This window comes from Roseibacillus persicicus, assembly GCF_014651675.1.
In the GTDB taxonomy this organism is placed as follows: Bacteria; Verrucomicrobiota; Verrucomicrobiia; order Verrucomicrobiales; family Akkermansiaceae; genus Roseibacillus; species Roseibacillus persicicus.
The window spans coordinates 162563-182385 of record NZ_BMXI01000010.1; the positions used below are offsets into that span (position 1 = coordinate 162563).

A 19823-nucleotide genomic window follows, 5' to 3' on the forward strand; every position below is an offset into this window, starting at 1 on the left:
ATGAAACAGGTCGCAAGCAATTTGAATCCAGATCAAGCGGTGATGCGCGAGGTTATTGGAGCGGGAGACTATTGGTGGGAAGTGGTGAAAGCAGGTCAGGTGATTCGAATCATTGATTCCGAAGGCAATCAGGCCGCCGATACTCTCTTTTATTCGGCCTTGGATTCAGCTGAACGCTACAGCGCGGCGGATACTATCCAGCGGCAGGGAGCTCTTTATCTGACGGCTGGTTCGACGCTCTACTCGAATCTAGGAAGCGAGATGTTAGAGATCATAGCAGATACCTGTGGTCGGCATGATACCGTGGGAGGAGCCTGTTCACGGGAGAGCAATACGATGCGCTATTCATTGGAAAAGGAGCCGATGCATGCTTGTCGCGATAGCTTCATCCGGGGCGTGCAGGAGATGGGCGGAGACAAGCGGGATGTGACCTGCAATATTAATTTTTTCATGAACGTGCCAGTGACTCCTGAGGGAGGGCTACGATTCGAGGATGGGATTTCAGCGCCGGGTCGCTATGTGGAGTTGAAGGCGCTGATGGATGTGATCATTCTGATTTCCAATTGCCCTCAGCTCAACAATCCTTGTAACGGGTGGAATCCGACGCCGATAGAGGTCGTGATTTGGGAGGGAGGCGACGATGTTTAAGAAGGTTCTCATTTCCAATCGCGGTGAAATTGCGCTCCGCATTAGCCGTACCCTCCGAAAGATGGGGATTCAGGTGGTGGCTGTTTATTCCGAGGCTGACCGCAGCGCGCCACATGTTTTGGAGGCGGATGAGGCCTATCTCTTGGGCCCCAGTCCGGTGTCGGAGAGTTATCTCAATGTTGAACGTCTGTTGGCGGTCATTGCTGAGAGCGGCGCTGAGGCTGTTCATCCCGGTTATGGTCTTCTGAGTGAGAATTCGGCTTTTGCCGATCAGGTGGAGGCTGCTGGCTGTGTCTGGCTGGGGCCTACTGGCCAGCAGATGGAGCAATTCGGAAAGAAGCATGCCGCGCGTGAGTTGGCGGAACGGACCGGAGTGCCTCTTTGTCCGGGGACAGATTTGCTGGTTTCGGTAGGTGCTGCGGTGGAAGCGGCGGAGGAACTGGGCTATCCCGTAATGCTGAAAAGTACTGCCGGTGGAGGGGGGATCGGAATGCAGGTCTGCGCGAATCGGGGTGAGTTGGAGGCCGCTTTCGCAACCGTGGTCAGGTTGGCGGAAAGCAACTTTGGCGAAGCCGGGGTCTTTCTCGAGCGCTATGTGGTTGATGCCCGGCATATTGAGATTCAGATTTTTGGCGATGGAGCAGGCAAGGTGGTGAGTTTAGGTGACCGGGATTGTTCGGCGCAGAGACGGAATCAAAAAGTGATCGAGGAGACCCCGGCGCCCGGGATTAGTTCTGAGCAGCGGGCTGAAGTGACAGCGGCGGCAGTGAGCCTGGGGAGTGGAGTGAACTACCGTTCTGCGGGAACTGTGGAGTTCATCTATGATACCAAGCGGCAGGAGTTTTATTTCTTGGAAATGAACTGCCGTCTTCAGGTCGAGCACGGCGTGACCGAGCTGGTGACGGGGGTTGATATCGTGGAATGGATGGTGCTGCTCGGAGCGGGAGACAGTCCTATCGCAAATGTGGAAACCGTTCCTTGCAAGGGGGCGGCGATTGAGGCGCGAATCTATGCCGAGGATCCTGGCAAAGACTATCGGCCGAGTTCGGGGATGATCACCGAGGCAATCTTTCCGCATGGGGTACGCTGTGATACTTGGATTTCCGCCGGAACAGAGGTGAGTGCTTTCTATGATCCACTGCTGGCGAAGGTCCAGAGTTATGGGAAAGACCGGGATGAAGCGGTAGCGATTTTGGCGCAGGCGATCTCTGAAACTCGCATCGGAGGAGTGCGCACCAATTTGGCCCTGGTGGGTGAGATTCTGGAAAGTTCAGCCTTCCGTGAGGGAGGGGTAACAACCCGCTGGTTGCCAACGCTGACCTATGCCCCAAGGACCTTCGAGGTCTTGCGAGGAGGAACCATGACAACCGTGCAGGACTGGCCTGGACGCTTGGGCTACTGGGATGTGGGAGTGCCGCCCTCGGGGCCCATGGATTCTGTTGCCTTTCGCTTGGCTAACCGCTTGGTGGGGAACGCAGAGGGAACTGCCGGTTTGGAGATCACGATGGCAGGACCAAGTTTGCGATTTGGTTGCGGGGCGACGGTGGCTCTCACTGGGGCGGAGATGCAGGCGACCTTGGATGGCGAACCGGTAGAATTCTGGAAAACCTTCAAGGTGGAGGCCGGTCAGACACTGGATATTGGAGCTTCAAAGGATGCGGGTTGTCGAAGTTATCTCGCGATTGCCGGCGGGATTGATGTGCCAGAGTATTTGGGGAGCCGTGCCACCTTCACCCTCGGGCAATTCGGCGGGCACAGTGGTCGGGCGTTGGTGGCTGGCGATGTGTTGGATATCTTTGAGGAAGGATCGGGTCAGGCTGAGAAAGTTGAGCCTTTGGTCTACCCGAATCATTGGGAGATCGCGGTGCTATATGGTCCCCATGGTGCGCCGGACTTCTTCACGGAGGAGGATATTGAAACTTTCTTCGCTACGGATTGGGAAGTGCATTTCAACTCAGCGCGCACCGGGGTCCGCTTGATTGGGCCGAAGCCCAAGTGGGCCCGTCCCGATGGCGGGGAAGCCGGATTGCATCCTTCGAATATTCATGACAATGCCTATGGCATCGGGGCGGTCGATTTCACTGGAGACATGCCGGTCATCTTGGGGCCGGATGGACCGAGCCTGGGTGGATTTGTCTGCCCTGCAACCATCATCGAAGCTGATGTCTGGAAGATGGGGCAGCTGCGCCCGGGCGATACCATTCGTTTCTTGCCTGTCTCCATGGCGGAGGCCGACCGGCTGCGCGGCGAACCAATTGGTCAAGCTGTGGTGGCACCCGATTCGATCGAGTGTGAGAACCCGGTCATCGCGACTACCGAAGTGGACGCCGTGCCGGTTGTGGTGAGGCGAACCGCCGATGAATATGTCTTGTTAGAGATTGGGGAGATGGAACTCGACTTGCGGCTGCGCTTTCGGGTTCACCTTCTTTATGAATGGTTGAAGAAGGAGCCGCGCTCCGGCTTTGTCGATCTCACGCCCGGGATTCGCTCCCTGCAGGTTCACTACAATCCAGGCGCAACCTCGGAGGGTGAAGTGGTGGCCCTTTTGTTCAAAGGGTTGCAGGAATCGCCGCCGCTGGCCGAGGCCGAGGTGAGCTCGCGGGTGGTTCACTTGCCGCTTTCCTGGGATGATCCAAGCACCCAGTTGGCGATTGAGCGCTATGCCTCCGGGGTTCGTCCCGATGCTCCCTGGTGTCCGAGCAACATCGAGTTCATCCGGCGAATCAATGGCCTCGACTCCATTGATGAGGTGAAGGAAATTGTCTACGACGCCGATTATCTGGTGATGGGATTGGGCGATGTCTATCTGGGGGCTCCGGTGGCGACTCCTTTGGACCCACGGCATCGTTTGGTCACGACCAAATACAATCCGGCACGGACGTGGACTCCTGAGAACGCGGTTGGAATTGGTGGAGCCTATTTGTGCATTTATGGGATGGAAGGTCCGGGAGGATATCAGTTTGTGGGGCGAACGGTGCCGATCTGGAATCGCTATCAGTCCACACCGGTTTTTGTGGAAGGAAAGCCCTGGATGCTGCGCTTCTTTGACCGGATCAAGTGGTATGAAGTTTCGGCTGATGAGCTGATGACCTTGCGAGAACAGGTTTTGACTGGTCAGTTCGTGCCGAAGGTCGAGGAAGGTCGTTTCAACCTCGGTGAGTATATTGACTTTCTAGAAAGAGAAGCGGATTCCATTGCGGACTTCAGGACCCATCAGCGAGCGGCCTTCCAAGAAGAGCGCGAGCGTTGGGAGGCGGCGGGGTTGAATGTGGTAGATGCCGAAGAGGTCATCGAGGCCAGTGCGGAAGTGGTTGTGCCAGAAGGCTGCGTGTTGGTGGAAGCTCCCATGGCAGGCAGCGTCTGGAAGATCGAGGCTGAAGAGGGTGATACGGTTTCCGCTGAGGAGACGGTGGTCATTCTCGAAGCGATGAAGATGGAGATGGCGGTTCCCTCGGTGGGGGCTGGAAAGGTGGAACAGGTTTTAGTGACAGCGGGTGGTCAAGTGAAAGCTGGCGACGGGCTGATGATTGTGAGAGTGGAGGCAAGTTGATGAAGACGATAAGGGATTACCGCGAAGCGTATCAAGAAGGGCAGTCAGCAAGCGAAGTCTTGCGCCCGGTTTGGGAAATTGAGGCCGAGGCTGTTTTCATCCGTAAGGCGACTTGGGCGGAAGTGGACGAGCAGATTGCGGCCCTGGGTCCTCCTGAGGAGTGTCCCTTGTGGGGGATTCCTTTCTTGGTGAAAGATAATATCGATGTGGCGGGATGGGAGACCACGGCTGCGTGCCCGGACTATGCCTACGTTGCCGAAGAAGATTCAGCAGTGGTTGCGCTTTTGCGAAAGGCGGGGGCCATTTGTTTGGGAAAGACGAATCTCGATCAGTTCGCCACAGGATTGGTGGGGGTGCGCACACCCTATGGAGTTCCAAAGAACCCTTTCGACGAGGGTTACTTGCCCGGGGGCTCCAGTTGTGGTTCGGCAGTAGGGGTGGCGCTCGGAATGGCGGCGTTTTCTCTGGGCACTGATACCGCCGGGTCTGGAAGGGTCCCCGCGGCATTCAACGAACTGGTAGGGCTGAAACCTACGCGGGGTTTTCTTTCTACTAGAGGAGTCGTAGATGCCTGCAAGTCTCTCGACTGCGTTTCCATATTTGCCAATAGCTGTGGGGATGCGGACGAGGTTTTGCGAGTGGCGGCGAAATTAGATTCGGAGGAGGCCTGGAGCCGGGAGGTGCCTGCGGAGTGGCCTCGCATCGGGCGGCAGTTTCAATTCGGAGTTCCAGCCCTTTCCCAATTGGAATTTTTTGGATGGGACGAGGCTGCGGATCTTTTCACCAATGCGGTGGCGGAGCTCGAGGAAATGGGAGGGACTGCGGTCGAGATCGATTTGGAGCCGTTTGTGGAGGCTGCCAAGTTGCTCTATGAGGGGCCGTGGGTCACGGAGAGATTCGTCGCCATCGAGGAATTCTTGAAAGACAAGCCAGACTCGGTTTGGCCAGTCACGCGTGGAATCATCGCAGGGGGCGAGAAGCCCTTGGCGTCTGATTTCTTCAAAGCCAGTTACCGTTTGGCCGACTGCAAGCGTCGCGCCGATCAGGCGATGGACGGTTTGGATTTTGTGGTGCTTCCGACGACTCCGCGGAACTTTACTTTGGAGGAAGTGGAAGCCGAACCGGTGCTGCGCAATTCGCAATTGGGAACCTATACGAACTTCATGAACTTGCTGGATTACTCGGCTTTGGCCTTGCCTGCAGGACGATATCAGGGGCGCTTGCCGTGGGGAATTACGCTCTTTGCTCAGGCGGGGCTTGACCGGGGTTTGTTGGAGTTGGGTGCGCTCTACGAAGAACATATCGGGAGAGATGAAGCGCCCTATTTCGGGGATGACTGGGATGAGGTGGCGGTTGCGGTTTGCGGGGCTCACTTGGAAGGTATGCCGCTGAACTGGCAGCTGACCGAGCGCGGAGGGCGCTTCGAGTTCGCGGGTAAGACAGCGGACTGTTACCGGATGTATCTGATTCCTGCAGGGGATGGTTTGCCTGAGCGTCCGGCCTTGGTGCGAGTGGCGGAAGGGGAGGGTGCGGCTATTGACTTGGAGGTCTGGTCTTTGACCAAGAATGCCTTTGGAGAATTCGTTGCGGGGATTCCGGCACCCTTGGGTATGGGGAAGGTGAAGTTGGAAGACGGGAGTGAAGTTCCGGGCTTCATTGCGGAAGCACGCGCTAGCATAGAAGCGCGAGACTTGACCGAATTCGGAGGTTGGCGCGGATGGGTGGCCTCGAAATAGTCAATTGCGGGATTTATTCCAAAGGCCCGATGGATTAGAAGCTGCTTAGGAAAACGTTATGCCACTGAGAATATCGAGACAGACCTACGCCGAGCACTACGGACCCACTGTGGGTGACCAGGTGCGATTGGGTGACACCGAGTTGTTTATCGAGGTTGAGCGGGACTTCATTGCGGAGGCCGCTGGCTATGGCAATGAGGTCAAGTTCGGTGGCGGGAAAGTGATTCGCGATGGCATGGGGCAATCGTCGACCGCGCTGGATGCCGAGTCGCTCGATCTGGTCATCACCAATGCCACCATCATCGATGCTGAGTTGGGGATTATCAAGGCGGACATCGGGGTGCGGGGCGGTCGCATCGTGGGGATCGGGCACGCGGGAAATCCGGGGATTCAGGACGGAATCGGTTCCTTGATTGCGGACCCCGCGACGGGAGAATTCGATTCCATGATCATTGGGGCGGGCACCGAGGCTATTGCGGGGGAAGGGGCCTTGGTGACAGCGGGTGGAATCGATGCCCACATTCACTTTATCTGTCCCCAACAAATCGACGAAGCTCTCGCCAGCGGGGTGACCACGATGTTGGGCGGCGGAACCGGTCCCGCAACGGGAACGAACGCCACCACCTGCACCCCGGGCAAGTGGAATATCCACCGCATGATCGAGGCCGCGGATGAGTATCCCATGAACTTGGGATTTTTAGGTAAAGGCAATTGTGCGACGCCGGAGCCTTTGCGCGAACAGATTTTGGCCGGAGCGATTGGATTGAAGCTGCACGAGGACTGGGGGACGACCCCGGCCGCGATTGATGTCTGTCTCTCGGTAGCCGACGAACTCGATGTGCAGGTGGCGATTCACACCGATACGCTCAATGAGTCGGGCTTTGTGGAAGATACTATTGCCGCGATCGGAGACCGGACGATTCACACCTATCACTCCGAGGGCGCGGGTGGGGGCCATGCTCCCGATATCATGAAGGTGTGCTCCTTCTCCAACGTGCTGCCGTCTTCGACCAATCCGACCCGACCGTTCACGGTCAACACGCTCGACGAGCACCTCGACATGTTGATGGTTTGCCATCACCTCGACTCCAAGATTCCCGAGGACGTCGCTTTCGCTGAGTCCCGCATCCGTCCCCAGACTATCGCGGCGGAGGACATTCTTCACGACCGGGGAGCCATCTCCATGATTGCCTCCGACAGTCAGGCCATGGGCCGGGTGGGGGAGGTGGTCTCGCGCACGTGGCAGACGGCGCACAAGATGAAGGTGCAGTTTGGAGCCCTGAGCGACGAAAGCGGAGAGCATCCGGCGGCAGACAACTTTCGGGCACTGCGTTATGTTGCCAAATACACCATCAACCCGGCTCTGACCCACGGAATGGCAGGGGAAGTGGGCTCTTTGATGGTCGGGAAGCTGGCGGACATCGTGCTTTGGAAGCCGGCCTTCTTTGGGGTTAAACCGGAGTTGATTCTCAAGGGCGGAATGATCGCGATGGCCAATATGGGTGACCCCAATGCCTCCATTCCCACCCCGCAGCCGACTTTCTATCGACCGATGTTTGGCGCGCAAGGAAAGGCGAAGTTTCGCACTTGCGTAACCTTCGTGAGCCAAGCTTCTTTGGACGCAGGATTGGAGAGCGAGCTTTCCGTCGGCAAGAAGCTGGTCGCGGTTAAAGAGACGCGTTCAGTGAAGAAAGAGGACATGCTCTTCAACGCGAGTTGCCCCCGCATCGAGATCGATCCGGAGAGCTATACCGTGATGGCGGATGGAGAGATTTTGACTTGTGAACCCTTGGAAGAAGTCCCTCTCGGACGCCGTTACTTCCTCTTCTAAAAGATGTCGAAAGCTATTCTGTTAGACCAAATTGCGGAGGAAGAAGTGGCGGACGCGGTCGCGCTCCCTGTCGCTCGCATTGTACTGTGGACGCGGCGTTGGCGGGGGACGGCGAAGGATGGCACGGTAGTGGCGGTTGCGTTGGAGAAGGCCGCCGCCAATGGCAATATTCTGCTGGGAGGCGGGCGGGCTTTTCGCATTGAGCAGATGGAGGAGGAAGTGGTGGCCATCGCCATGCCGCAGGACCCTTCCATGGCGGCCAAGATTGGATGGTATCTGGGAAATCGGCATCTTCCCATCGAGGTGCGCTCGACCGAAATTTTATTGGAGCTCTTTCCTACCCTAACAGATTCGCTGGACCGAATCGGAATCGCCTATCAGGTCCGCACCGATCTCTTGAACTGTCGCCCGCACTCGGAGCACACCCACTGAATGAGCGCAAGATGAGCACCACCAAACCAGATACCAGTTGGCTCGGTCTCGTGCTGCCCTTTGCCGATACCGCTGCACCGGTCGGGGGCTACGCGCATTCCTACGGGTTGGAAGGGCTGGTTCAAGATGGGGCGGTGAGAACCTTGGAGGAGTTTCGCCTGTTCCTGCGCCGCGACGTGTGGGCCTCCCTGCAGAAGGTCGATCTTCCTCTCATGGAGCTGACCTACGCTGCGGCAGAGTGCGAAGACTGGAGCGAAGTGCGAGCTATTGATGAGCTGGCGTGGGCGCTGCGTCCGACGCGGCAATTGCGGGAGGCAGCAGGCAAAGTGGGGCGCCAGCAGTGGCGGCTTTTTCAAAGAACGTGGGGCAAGGATGAGGAAGAACCGGATTGCTTTACAAGCTATCAAGCACCGGTGGTTGCGGGGGTGGTTTTTTCGGCACGCGGAGTTCCCTGTGAGGGTGGGGTTCGCATTCTGGCCTACCAAACCTATTCCGCCCTGTTGCAATCGGCGCTCAAGCTCCTGCCGGTGGGGCCCATGGCGGTGCAGGAATTGCTCCATGAGATGATGCTTTTGTTAGAAAGCCGCGAACAGGATTCGAGGCCGGTGCGGAAGGAGGATTTGGGAACTTTTAATCCCTTGTGGGATATCGCGGCCAGTCGCCATGAACGGGCGGAGGCGCGACTCTTTTTATCATGAAAAAGAAAGCAGTGAGAGTGGGCATCGGAGGACCGGTAGGTTCGGGGAAATCGACCCTTTGTCTGGAGCTTTGCCGTCGCTATGGCGAAAGCAAGAACATGGCGGTGATCACCAATGATATCTACACTCGAGAGGATGCGCGCATGTTGATTCGGGAGGGTGCCTTGCCCGAGGAACGAATCGTCGGAGTGGAGACCGGGGGCTGTCCGCACACTGCCATTCGCGATGATATTTCCATGAACCTCGATGCGGTGGAAGAGCTGGAAAAGCGACTTAAGGGATTGGAGTTGATTTTGATTGAAAGCGGAGGGGACAACCTGACCGCGACCTTTTCGCCCGAGTTGGTGGACATCTTCATCTACGTGATTGATGTCACCGAGGGCGATGACATTCCGCGCAAGGGTGGGCCGGCCATCGCAGGTTCCGATTTGCTCCTGGTCAACAAGGTGACGCTCGCACCCTATGTGGGGGCCAATGTCGAGCAGATGAAGGCAGACTGTCTATCCAAGCGAGGCGAACGGCCCTTTATTTTTTCCGATCTGAAAGCGGGCGAGGGGAAGGAAGCGCTCTTCAACTGGTTCGATCGCGAGGTTCTCTTTACTGATGTCGGGTAGTATCCAGAGCGCGATGGACTTGCGCTTTCGTCACGACGAGTCGCGTGACGTCACCATCTTGGCCGAACGGCGGGCAGGGGGATTGTGCCATGTGAGCAAGCCGTATTGGAATGGGCGGACCCTCGCCCTGCATTTGGTAAATCCCACGGCGGGGATTTTCGGAGGGGATGAATTGCAGATGCGGATCGAGGTCGAAAAGAACGCGCGGGCGACGCTGAGTTGCCCGAGCGCGAACCGCTTTCACGCGATGAGAAATGCCTCCGCACGCATCGAGCAGGACTTTGTCGTGGGCGAAGGGGCGTGGTTGGACTTTCGGCCCGAGTGGGTCATCCCGCAGCAGGGTAGCGAGGTGGAGTTGAACACGCGCATCGAGGTGGCGGAGGGTGGACGGTTGGTCTTCGGCGACCTGCTGGCCCCGGGTCGCGTCGCGCATGGCGAGGGGCTGGACTTCCGGTTTTTCGGCACTCGCTTCGAGCTCCGGGTGGGTGGTCGTCTGGTGGTGCAAGAGCGGATGGAACTCGAGCCTTCTCGAGGAGCGTGGCCTTTCGAAGTTTCCGGTTGGAAGCATTGCTTCTATGGTGCTTGGTGGCTGGTCAATTGCCCTTTGGGAGCGGAAGAAATTGCTCGCATCGAAAGCCTACAAAATGAGGGCCTGAAAATCGGGGTGAGTGAACTGGATGACCAGGTGATGGTGATACGCTTGTTGGCGGCACGGAGCTTGCTGCTGAAGACGTCCAGCGAAGCTTTGCGTGAAGAGCTTGCCTTGCTTTTTCCATTGCTTTCGAGGGAGGAACGGTTGTTAACTTGAACCACAAATGAATAAAATGTTTTCAAAAATCAGCGTCGGAGTGATGAGTTTGCAAATGGCCTTGGTAACTGTAGCCAGCGCCCACCCTGGACCTGCAGGTCACACCCATGATGACGAGTGGCCTTTTGGGGCTGTTGCTTTATTGGGTGTTGCGATGGGGGTTGTCGTCGTGTTCGGCGTTCGATTGGCCATGAGTAAGAAAGGGTAAGGTCGCTTCGACCTTTTCTGGATGTGAGCACCACCGCTTGGAGGGCGGGGTAGACTGTCCCTCGTCGGTTGGCGACGAGTGATCCAGCCAATGGTTCCAAACCTGTCGCATCCAAGATGAAAAAGAATATTTCCGCGCAAATCCTGTTCCGAGCGGTGATCGGGTTCGCAGGGTTCGCCTCCTTGCTCGCTGCCGACGAGGCAAAGCCGCAACCCCTTTGGAAAAAGGGCATTTACCACGAGTCGGTTCCGGAGCCGACGAACGAGAACGTGCGTTATGGCCCCGAGCATCGCAACGTCCTGGATTTCTGGAAAGCTCCTTCCGATAAGCCGACCCCGGTCGTGATCTCGATTCATGGCGGGGGCTGGAACGGGGGAGACAAGGTGCAGTTGCATAGCTTCGTCGATTCCGCCAAGCTCTTGGAATCGGGGATCTCAGTAGCCGCGATCAACTATCGTTTGATCAAGCACTGCCGCGACCTGGACCCTCCGGTGCAAGGACCGCTTTCAGATGCGGCGCGCGCGGTGCAGTTCATTCGCAGTCGGGCGGAGGACTGGAATATCGACAAGACCCGCATCGCGGCCACCGGTGGTTCGGCGGGGGCCTGCACCAGTCTCTGGCTGGCCTATCACGATGACCTCGCGGATCCGACTGCCCGGGACCCGGTCGCCCGGGAGTCCACCCGCTTGATGTGTGTGGCCGCCATCCGCGCACAAACCACTCTCGATCCCAAGCAGATGAAAAGCTGGATTCCAAACAGCAAGTATGGCGCGCACGCCTTTGGTCTGGAGGGTTTCGAAAAGTTTCTCGCCGAGCGGGACCGGTTGCTTCCGGTTATCAATCAGTATTCCCCGGTCGCGCTTTTGGATGCGGGGGACGCCGATACCTATTTGTTCTATCCCATTGTTCCCCCGGCGGGGAAAGTGGAAAGGGACCCAACCCACTCGGCAGTCTTTGGGGTTGAGCTCCAGAAACACTGTTTGGAAAAAGGAGTTCCTTGCGAGCTGGTCTACCCCGGCGCTCCCGAGGTCAGGCACGAAGACGCAACCGCATATCTCATCGACCGGCTCAAATCGAAGTGAGCAGACTCTGTTAGGATTCTTGAGGGTGTCAGGGTTCAGTTCTGATTACTCGCTTCCCAAGCTTCGAAGAGAGCCCGAAGCTCCGCCTTCAGGGCGATGATTTCGGGATCGTTGCTACTCGCCTGATTGGAGCTCTCTGATGGGTCAGTCGCGAGATTGATGAGTCCTTCTCGCCCCAGCAGTCTCGGATTGAAGGTGATTTGTGAGGTTGTGATGTTGATCCCTTTGTCGGAGAAAAGAAGCTTCCAGTCGCCCCGTCTAACCGCCCAGTAGTCGTTGAACCGCCAGAAGAGTGTCCGGTCTGTTTTCAGGATGGGCCGGTTTTCCCGCAGGGGGCTCAAGAGGGGAAAACCGCGTAGTTGGGGAGCTTCTTCCACGCCAGCTGCCTCCAACAGGGTGGGGACCACATCCAACGTGGAGACGATCTCGTCATAGACCTGGTTGGCGGGCAGGACCTCAGGCCAGCTCATGAGCATGGGCACCCGAATGCCTCCCTCGAACATATTGTATTTCGAGCCGGAAAGCGGTTGGTTGTTGGCTCCAGTCAAGGCTTCGCCACCGTTGTCGGAGAAATAGACGATGAGCGTGTTGTTCAATTGGCCGGTGCTTTCCAGCGAATCTAACAAACGTCCGATCTGGTCATCAAAGGCCTTCAAGTGGGCGCGGTAATACTTGCGCATATCCGCATCAGAGATTGGTCCGATGGGAGCTGGTCTACTATATTCGTAGTAGTAGGTGTTGTAGTTGGCAGGGTTGCCGGGCACGTTGGTTGTTGGGTCGTAGATGGGGAGTTCCGCTACGCCTACCTCGTCGAGGTAGCTCTTGGGAACCTGGTGGATCAGAGCGTGCACCGAGGCGTGGGAGAGGTAGAGGAAGAAGGGTTCGCTCTCCGCTTCTTGCTCTTCCACAAAGTCGATGGCGCGATCCGTGAATTCTTGCGTCTGCCAGATCCCGTCAGCGAGGGTCTCGTAGTTGGTGGGGGCCTCGCTGTTGAGAAACTGTCCCAGGTGGGCGCTGGCCTCACCCGGCCAAGCTGGGATTGAAGAGTCGGTAATGGCTTGGGAGTGGAGGAAGAAGTCGTGGGCGTGGGCGTTGAAGCCGAAGAACTCGTCAAAACCATGGTTGCCAGGATACTCGCGGCCTGTTGGGTAGAAGAGGTTCTGGCCAAAGTCGTTCTTGCCAATCATGGCCGTGGTGTATCCGGCTTCGTCCAAGTATTCCGCGAGATGTTTGGAAGTGGCGGGCAGCCCGGGGACCCATCCGCCGGACGGATCCCATTCGTTCTGATATCTTCCTGTTAGGAATCCGGTGCGAGAGGGACTGCAGACCGGGCTGGTGGTGTATGCTTGGGTGAAGCGAACACCGCTGGCCGCGATTCGGTCTAGATTGGGAGTGGCGATATCCGGTTGAGAATGCGCGTAGGCCGAGAGATCAGCGTAACCGTGGTCGTCTCCTACGATCATCACGATGTTGGGCTTCACGGGAGAGCCTTTGGTTGCTGTGACTTGATAGAATCCACGCTCCGCAGGTGGTGTGCTGTCGGTGAGAGAGAGTTTGCTGTCGAAGGGGAGGGGGGAACGGCTGTCGACGGTGGTGGAGGTGTGCGAGGACTCGAGATCGGATAGTCTTTGGAGCTCATAGCCACGTAACTTCTTACCCGTGACCACCGTGCTGACGCCGTCGTCGGTGACCTCAATCGAATCAACCTGCAGATAGTCGTTCGCGTTTCCGCGGTCGGTCCCCGCTTCCGCTTCTTCCAAGTCGCTCGAACCATCACCGTCGGTGTCGTGATTGCTGGTTCGGATTTCCTCAATGGCTTCCTTATCCAGCAGTCCCTGATAGATGCGAAGGTCATCAACGAACCCGTCAAAGGGGCGGTCTAGCGCACGGGATCGACCTGCGACCAAATCGTTGGCGAGGCTTTCCCCTGGGGTCACGGCGCCGAAGTCTTCCAGCAATCCATCGACGAAGAGTTGAATACTCCCGAGGGTATTCGCGTGCGTCACGGTGAGGTGGTGCCATTTATCGTCAGTGAGAAGTGAGCGCGAAAAGAGGGTCTTGCTTCCAACGGTGAAGGCAACCCGTTCGCCCACGAGGGAAACCCCCATCCCACCGTTGCCATTCGAAGCATCAAGCAGGACGCTGCCGTCTCTCCAACTCAGTGTGGTTCCCTCTGTCCCCAGCTCCGGGGTGCGAAACCAGAAAGACAGCGAGTAGCTAATCGGGAGTTCCATGGGAATGGTGAGTCCTCCGTCTTGAGTCTGAAAAGACTGCCCGACCCCAAAGCCCGACCCATACGAGAGCTCCACATCGGGAATGGCGCCTGTTCCGGGAGCGAGCGAGTCTTCGCTATTGCCTTCCGCCTGGTAGGAGGCGAGCAAGGCAAGCGGAAGATCCAACTCACCCTCACGATAGGCGGTGAGGGTGACATCATCGATGATGGTGTATTCATCCCGGTCGCCCGTATTGAGTAGCCGCAATTTTACGGAGTTCCCGATCCAAGGGCTTCCCGCCAGCACGGGATCGGAGATGAAGGTGAGGTCCTGATAGGTGCCAGTTGCGGTCAGGTAGCGAAGGCTCGATAGCAATCGCCTGGAAAAGCCCGTGCTCGAATTGGGGTCTTCGATTGGGTTTCCATTGCTATCGACGACCTCCAGGATGCACTGCAGGGCGTCTTCACTGATATCCAGATTGAAACCAGATCGGGCGGCTAACTTGACGCTAAAGACGTCTCCTTCTGCCACAGTCCACTCAGCCGCTGGAATGGTCTGGGCGGGGTGGATGCGTGTTCCGGAGCCTTGATATCCATTGACGAAACCGCGCAAGCTGCCGCTCTTGGGGTTTGTGGGGAGCACCAGATCGATTGCGTCGGCTTCCGGAAAATAGCTTTCCCAAAAGGGCGTAGTCGCGAAGGAATTACTGTCCACATCTTCGAATCCACCATTCCGAACCGTAGGAGATATGAGGACGGTCTGAGCCAACGTCGCGGAGCTGAACGCGGATAGGAAGAGAGTCGTTGCGAGGGAGTTCATTGGTCGTTGATTTCTTTCTTGGGAAGGAGGGGTTCGAGGTCTGCGAGTGAGGAAAAGGGGCCATTGTGGCTATTGAGCACGCGAAGGCTGAGCGATTGGCCGGTGAAAGGCTTTGTGAAAACAAGAGGGAACTCGGTGGAATTGAGGGGGACGGTCGCCCTCGCCAACTCTTCCCCATCGGGTGATAGCGCGACCACCTCCTTGAGTTGGCCGTTGGGATTGCCATCCTGACGTTGGGTTAGAACGAGTCCTGCGAGAGTGACCTCATCGGCGAAGTGAAGCTTCAGGGTATGCGGGTGTGGCTGAGATTTTCGCGAAAATTCGGTGTGCCAGATCTTCTTGTTAGAGCCGTCTGTTAGGTGTTCGGCGGGAAAGTTGGGTTCGGCACTGGAGGCCGAAATGGTGAGCCCGAGTTGCTGGGCCAGGGTGGGTTGCCTCAGGAGTTGGTAGACTGCGTCAGGAGTGAGTGAATGCTTGGGCTGGAAGTCTTCGCTCTCGAAGTAGCGGACCAAAGAGTGACGCAATTGGCGGGCGGCGGGGCGTTGGTCCAAGTCGCTTTTGAGGTCGAGTCCGCAGGCGAGCAATCGACCGCTTCCGACTTGGGCCTCGAAGACGAAGCCCAGTCGTCGGGCAGTGAACCAATCATCGATGAGCTCCACCACCGGCTTGATCTCGGGATGGGCTTTAAGGATGAAGGGGCGAGCATTCTTCTGAATTTCCCACCATTGCCAGTTGGAGTGGGTGTCAGTCGGAAAGTAGCGGAAGGCTGGATGCTGCGGGTCGAGCGAAAGGCCGAGAGTATGGGGGGCTTGCCAAGTGGTGTAGGCCGTGTTCCAGAAAATCGGGGAGAAGCCCTGAAGAAGGGGGTGCTCGGGATCATCCCCGATTTGGTCTGCGGGGGGCATGAAAAAGACATCTTTGCCGTCGGCGAGGGCCCGCACGGTCTCTTCCCAGTTGTCGATGATCAAGGGCTCTTCGGCCTCGGCCAAGTTGGCGGGATAGACAAAGAGATCCCAGCTGTTTGAAATTTCGGTGCCCGAAATCCCGACGGTGAAGGTGAGCTTGGTAGGGGCCTCCATTTCGCTGAGCGAGGTCTCCATCGTTCCCAATTGATGCAGCTGATAGGGAGCCAGCGATTGCCTCGGGAGTTTGCCGGAAGAAAGAACCGCTTCTCCCTTCTTGAGAGTCCAGTAAGGTTGGCAATTGTTCAAGGGGAGGGGCGCAAAGTGTGAGAGCTCGAGTTCCGCAGTCAGTTTCTCATCGTTGCGAAAGACCATTTGGGGGAGGCGGGCGAGCGCCACCGTAGGCTGGCAAAACTGGCGGAACTCTTGGGCGGTGACATAGGGCTTGGGGTCCCAAAAGACATCGACAACTCCGACCGGAGCCGTCCCTTGACCCGAGAAGTCCTGCAGTCCCAAAAGCTGGAAACCACCCAAGCCCGGGGTCCGGAGAGCGGCTTCGATATCGTGTTTGTATGCGAGGACCTGCAGACGTCCGGAGTCGTGCAAGAAGGTTTCCGCTTCCTCTCCCAAGCCATTCTTTTTCGCGAGGTCGCGAAAGATTTCATAGTTCTTGGATTTGAAAAATCCGTCGAATTTTTCGATGATCTTGAAGTCGGGGTAGGCGCACCATTGGCCTGACTCGTGGGCTACAATCGGTGCATCAGGCCGATTTCTAACAATCTGTGAAAAGTCGAAAGAGGTCGAGGGCGCGATGGCATTCAGTCGCGAACGCAAGCCCTCTCCCCATTGTTGAAGGCGGGGATTGGGGATGGAGTGAAAGTCTGAACCCGGCATCGCAGTCCAACCGGAGCCGGTAGTGTAGAGGCGTCGCTTGTCCTCTTGCTGCCACTTGGCCACCCATTGTTGCAACCATTTGGCATGGTTGGGGCCGTGCGGCTCGTTGCCGTGGGCAATGAGGAGGAAGCTGGGATGATTCCCAAAGTGCTCGATCATACGCGCGGTCTCCCGCTGTGACCACTCGTCGAGAGGGCGTCCGCTGCCGATGAAGGAATCGTTGTGTGACCAAGTGGAGACCTCCGGCTGGAGGTAGACTCCAACCTCGTCTGCTGCTTGGAAGGCCGCTTTGGGCGGACACCAGGAGTGAAACCGAATGTGGTTGAGCCCATATTCGCGGCAGGTTTCCATCACCTTTTTCCACGAAGGGAGATCTGTGGGGGGATGCCCGGTCTTGGGAAAGATAGCGCAGTCCAGCGCCCCCCGGAGATAGAGCGGTCGTCCATTGATGGTGAAACCTCCGTTCTGAGAGGAGACTTCGCGAAACCCAAAAGTTTCCTTATGAACGTCGATCGTTTTTTCCTCATTCAGGAGGGCTACGGAAACCTCGTAAAGTGCGGGATTGAATTCATCCCAAAGCTCGACTTTGCCTGAGAATTCGAGGTCAAGTTTAAGACTGAGTTCACCGTCCTCGTTGAGAGGAATATTTGCAACTTTCTTTGGCTCTTCCGTATTGTTCTTGGCGGTAACGGTTGTCACCACCTTCATGCCTTTCTCCGCGCGGCCCAGGATAGTGAGGGAAAAGCTCCCGTCGATTCTGGGGTCAACGCGAATCGTCTGAAGATGATTTTCGGGGATGAATTCCAGTTTGAGCTCGCCCACCACTCCATTCCAATTGCCTTGGGTGTGGTCGGTGACACTGTGCGCCGCGGTGCCGGGGTGAACAGGTTGGAGGCGGTTGTCGATGCGCAGAGTCAAGGAGTGCTCGCCCGGGGGAAGGTGTCCGAGTGAGAGTTCTTGGGGCGTGCCCAAGGCTTCTCCGGCGGCTTTCTTTTCGCCATCAACCCAGACGGTGGTTTGCCAATGGGCTCGCTCGAGATGAAGGCGGTAGCTGCCTTTTTGATCGCTGGCAGGGACGGTGAAGGTTTTCTGATACCAGGCCGGACCGACGTAGTAGCGGGGAGGCTGGAGAAAGAAGGGGAACTTGAAGTTGTCAGCTGCCTGATACTCCGCAAACATCTCACGATAGATCCATCCGCCTCCTGTCCATCGGGTGTTAATGTTGGGAGGCTCTCCGAAACCCTGTGCCGTCATCATCCCTGGCAACTGGAGATGATCTTTGAAAGAGACTTTGCCGGGATCAGAGAGGTCTATTTCCCCGGCGGTGGGGAGATGGAACTTCCATTCACCCGCCAAGTCGATTTCTTGTGCTGGGATAGAAGTCAATGAGGCTGCTAGAGATGCGATAAGAGTAAGCGGGCGAAACATGGAGTTATTCTTCGAGAAGTTTGAGGGCTTCTTTGAGCGCTTTACCAAACTCGTTGCCCATCGAGGCGTCTTGCCAAGCCATCGTTCCATCCGGATTGAAGACTGCAGCGTGGGGCATTCCCTCGTGGTAGATTGGTAGCCAGCCGTGCTTGCGGACGATGATGCTGGGGTGAATGCGTTCGAGCTCTTTAAGTATATCGGCGTCCTTTTGTTCGTTCTGACGGTGAATGAGGACGATGACCAGCTTGGTCTTGTCGCGTTCGGCCTTTTTCGCAATGCGGTTGAGGTCCTTGAGACGGGCGAGGCAGTCTTGGTTCGTGATGCCAAATTCCTCAACGACTACGACGTGCCCGGCCAGCTTTTCTTTGTCGAGTTGTGGCCGTTTGTCCCCCTCAAGAGCCTCGCCCCAATTGACGGTCGAGATTGGGTGTTTGGTAATATCCTTTGGAATTTCAACTGCCGAGAGGGAAACCATGGAAAGGAGAAGGCTGAGAATGAAGGGGAAAACTTTCATGAACTACTGGGGATAGGTGACTGCCATGCGGTAGAAGCGGCGCTGGTGGAGGGAAAGAGAATCAGAGAGCTCGGCCGCCTCCGTCTGGGCGAGGGGGCCGAGGTTGTCGACGGTTTGCCAAGATTCAGCCAACAGGCTTTGCGAAGCTTCAAGGGCATATTCGTGTCCTCTAAGGGCGAGCACAGGAAAGGTGATCGTCTGGTCGTTGACTTCGAATGCCGGTGCCGATAGGCGGGCTCCCGCGCCGTTGTCGACCTGCTGATACTCGAAGGAAACAAAGCTAGCCTGATTTGCCGCGTTGGCACCAGAAAAGCTAAACTCGAGATTGTTCCCATAGGAGACTGCTGGATTGGCGAAGGTGATTGCGCGCACTTCCCCGTTGTCCCAAGGCAACGACAGCGTGAGGACCTTGTTGACCGCATCCCAATTGCTCACGCCAGCTGCGCCATTGACGGTGGCAATCGAAACTCCGGGATCATCGGCGAGTCCGGTGATATGGATATCACTCGTGGTCCAGCGCAGCGAAAAGCCGTGGAGCTGGGTGTCGGCGGCGAGGTTGACCTGCAGGGTCTCATCGCCGTCATAGGAATTCACCTTGTTGCCGGAGCCTCCGCTGTCGCCAAAGAAGTTTCCCTGACCGCTGAAGGTGTTGGTGGTGGTGAAAGTGACCAAGCCATCCTCGGTGGTGAAGGTGTTGGTTGATCCATCGATGGGAAAGTCTGAAGTCCCGACGCTAGTCAAGTCGCTCAATCCACGTAGATAGGTCTCATAGATCTCATCGGCCGCGAGTTGGTGACCGGTTAGATTGGGATGATTGCCTTGGCTGAGGAGAGCGCCCTCCGCAGTTCCAGCGTCCAACTCTTCCTGCCAAGCGGCCGAGACATCGGCGAGCATCACATCTTCTTCTTCCGCGAGAGTGCGGATCAGTTCAGCCCGAATTGTCAGGGGATCATCGGGATCGGTGAAGTCGGCATTGCTAGCCCCGGTAGGAGTAATGAGAACCAAAGGGATGCCGGCGTTCTTGGCGCTTGCTATCATACTGCGCCAAGCGGTCTCGACATCGGCAATGGGGAGAGGCCGGTCATTGAGCGCGTAGTCAATGAAGATGAGGTCCGGACGGTGGGGGAGGACATCAGTCTCGAATCGGGCCGCGCCCGCCACCGCATTCTCTCCGCCGATTGACGTGGTGATCACGTTGAACACCGCCGACTGATAGCGCTCGGCCATTGCGACGCGAAAGAGATGGGGGTAGGACTCGAAGGGCTTGACGCGGGGGGTGAGGTGATAGCCTGAGGGAACACTGTGCCCGTGGAAGACGATGTTGACGGTCCGGTTGTTCGGCCAGACTTTTTGCAACTCAGCATCAATGGCCACCGTGTCGTCAGCATACAAGAGGGGGAGGCAGACGATAGTGCCCAAAAGAAGAGGGATAGGAACCTTCATAAA

General features: G+C 57.1%; 14 protein-coding genes. 10 read left to right on the forward strand and 4 right to left on the reverse strand.

From position 1 onward, the window contains the following. The 10 genes from IE099_RS12795 (at nucleotide 1) to IE099_RS12840 (ending at nucleotide 11607) form a co-directional block, all read left to right on the forward strand. Entirely contained in the window at nucleotides 1-648 is a 648-nt protein-coding gene (locus IE099_RS12795) for an urea amidolyase associated protein UAAP2 (RefSeq protein WP_189570434.1), read from the forward strand. After that, nucleotides 641-4198 carry an urea carboxylase gene (uca, locus tag IE099_RS12800; RefSeq protein WP_189570436.1) on the forward strand — a complete coding sequence of 1186 codons (3558 nt, stop codon included), beginning with the start codon at nucleotides 641-643 and terminating at the stop codon, nucleotides 4196-4198. Before IE099_RS12795 ends, uca begins: the two co-directional genes overlap by 8 nt. After that, entirely contained in the window at nucleotides 4198-5934 is a 1737-nt protein-coding gene (atzF, locus tag IE099_RS12805) for an allophanate hydrolase (RefSeq protein ID WP_189570438.1), read from the forward strand. Before uca ends, atzF begins: the two co-directional genes overlap by 1 nt. 58 nt (nucleotides 5935-5992) lie before the next feature. Then, entirely contained in the window at nucleotides 5993-7765 is a 1773-nt protein-coding gene (gene ureC, locus IE099_RS12810; protein WP_189570440.1) for an urease subunit alpha, read from the forward strand. Between the two features lie 3 nt (nucleotides 7766-7768). Beyond that, on the forward strand, nucleotides 7769-8197 hold the full coding sequence (locus IE099_RS12815) for an urease accessory protein UreE (RefSeq protein WP_189570442.1): 429 nt from the start codon (nucleotides 7769-7771) through the stop codon (nucleotides 8195-8197). Nucleotides 8198-8208: 11 nt separating this feature from the next. After that, nucleotides 8209-8895: an urease accessory protein UreF gene (locus IE099_RS12820; protein WP_189570444.1), complete on the forward strand. Its 687-nt coding sequence runs from the start codon at nucleotides 8209-8211 to the stop codon at nucleotides 8893-8895. Further along, a complete protein-coding gene (gene ureG / locus IE099_RS12825; RefSeq protein WP_189570446.1) occupies nucleotides 8892-9509 on the forward strand; it encodes an urease accessory protein UreG in 618 nt (205 codons plus the stop codon). Before IE099_RS12820 ends, ureG begins: the two co-directional genes overlap by 4 nt. Continuing rightward, nucleotides 9499-10317: an urease accessory protein UreD gene (locus tag IE099_RS12830; RefSeq protein ID WP_189570447.1), complete on the forward strand. Its 819-nt coding sequence runs from the start codon at nucleotides 9499-9501 to the stop codon at nucleotides 10315-10317. The genes ureG and IE099_RS12830 overlap by 11 nt, the downstream gene beginning before the upstream one ends. Nucleotides 10318-10324: 7 nt before the next feature. Beyond that, nucleotides 10325-10525 (forward strand): fibroblast growth factor, encoded by a 201-nt coding sequence (locus IE099_RS12835; RefSeq protein WP_189570449.1) that lies wholly within the window; start codon nucleotides 10325-10327, stop codon nucleotides 10523-10525. 116 nt (nucleotides 10526-10641) lie between these two features. After that, the gene (locus IE099_RS12840) at nucleotides 10642-11607 is read left to right on the forward strand and encodes an alpha/beta hydrolase (RefSeq protein ID WP_189570451.1); all 966 of its coding nucleotides are present in this window, start codon (nucleotides 10642-10644) and stop codon (nucleotides 11605-11607) included. A 35-nt stretch (nucleotides 11608-11642) separates the two neighbouring features. Here IE099_RS12840 and IE099_RS12845 read toward each other — a convergent pair whose 3' ends face one another. From IE099_RS12845 to IE099_RS12860, 4 genes are read right to left on the reverse strand one after another with little or no spacing between them, the layout of a single operon-like run. Next, complete coding sequence (locus IE099_RS12845) at nucleotides 11643-14639, reverse strand: sulfatase-like hydrolase/transferase (RefSeq protein WP_189570453.1); 2997 nt, start codon at nucleotides 14637-14639, stop codon at nucleotides 11643-11645. After that, nucleotides 14636-17863 (reverse strand): discoidin domain-containing protein, encoded by a 3228-nt coding sequence (locus IE099_RS12850; RefSeq protein ID WP_189570455.1) that lies wholly within the window; start codon nucleotides 17861-17863, stop codon nucleotides 14636-14638. Before IE099_RS12850 ends, IE099_RS12845 begins: the two co-directional genes overlap by 4 nt. A 4-nt stretch (nucleotides 17864-17867) precedes the next feature. Further along, nucleotides 17868-18377, reverse strand: coding sequence for a hypothetical protein (locus IE099_RS12855; RefSeq protein WP_189570457.1), 510 nt, complete (start codon nucleotides 18375-18377; stop codon nucleotides 17868-17870). Nucleotides 18378-18380: 3 nt separating this feature from the next. Continuing rightward, nucleotides 18381-19820, reverse strand: a complete 1440-nt coding sequence (locus IE099_RS12860; protein ID WP_189570459.1) for an SGNH/GDSL hydrolase family protein — start codon at nucleotides 19818-19820, stop codon at nucleotides 18381-18383. Between the last annotated feature and the right edge of the window lie 3 nt (nucleotides 19821-19823).

Bases quoted from the DNA above. Each gene is read 5' to 3' on its own strand.
- IE099_RS12845 (WP_189570453.1), bottom strand. From the start codon at position 14,639: ATGAACTCCCTCGCAACGACTCTCTTCCTATCCGCGTTCAGCTCCGCG.
- IE099_RS12840 (WP_189570451.1), top strand. From the start codon at position 10,642: ATGAAAAAGAATATTTCCGCGCAAATCCTGTTCCGAGCGGTGATCGGG.
- IE099_RS12860 (WP_189570459.1), bottom strand. From the start codon at position 19,820: ATGAAGGTTCCTATCCCTCTTCTTTTGGGCACTATCGTCTGCCTCCCC.
- IE099_RS12795 (WP_189570434.1), top strand. From the start codon at position 1: ATGAAACAGGTCGCAAGCAATTTGAATCCAGATCAAGCGGTGATGCGC.
- IE099_RS12850 (WP_189570455.1), bottom strand. From the start codon at position 17,863: ATGTTTCGCCCGCTTACTCTTATCGCATCTCTAGCAGCCTCATTGACT.
- uca (WP_189570436.1), top strand. From the start codon at position 641: ATGTTTAAGAAGGTTCTCATTTCCAATCGCGGTGAAATTGCGCTCCGC.
- IE099_RS12815 (WP_189570442.1), top strand. From the start codon at position 7,769: ATGTCGAAAGCTATTCTGTTAGACCAAATTGCGGAGGAAGAAGTGGCG.
- ureG (WP_189570446.1), top strand. From the start codon at position 8,892: ATGAAAAAGAAAGCAGTGAGAGTGGGCATCGGAGGACCGGTAGGTTCG.
- ureC (WP_189570440.1), top strand. From the start codon at position 5,993: ATGCCACTGAGAATATCGAGACAGACCTACGCCGAGCACTACGGACCC.
- IE099_RS12830 (WP_189570447.1), top strand. From the start codon at position 9,499: ATGTCGGGTAGTATCCAGAGCGCGATGGACTTGCGCTTTCGTCACGAC.
- IE099_RS12820 (WP_189570444.1), top strand. From the start codon at position 8,209: ATGAGCACCACCAAACCAGATACCAGTTGGCTCGGTCTCGTGCTGCCC.
- IE099_RS12835 (WP_189570449.1), top strand. From the start codon at position 10,325: ATGAATAAAATGTTTTCAAAAATCAGCGTCGGAGTGATGAGTTTGCAA.
- IE099_RS12855 (WP_189570457.1), bottom strand. From the start codon at position 18,377: ATGAAAGTTTTCCCCTTCATTCTCAGCCTTCTCCTTTCCATGGTTTCC.
- atzF (WP_189570438.1), top strand. From the start codon at position 4,198: ATGAAGACGATAAGGGATTACCGCGAAGCGTATCAAGAAGGGCAGTCA.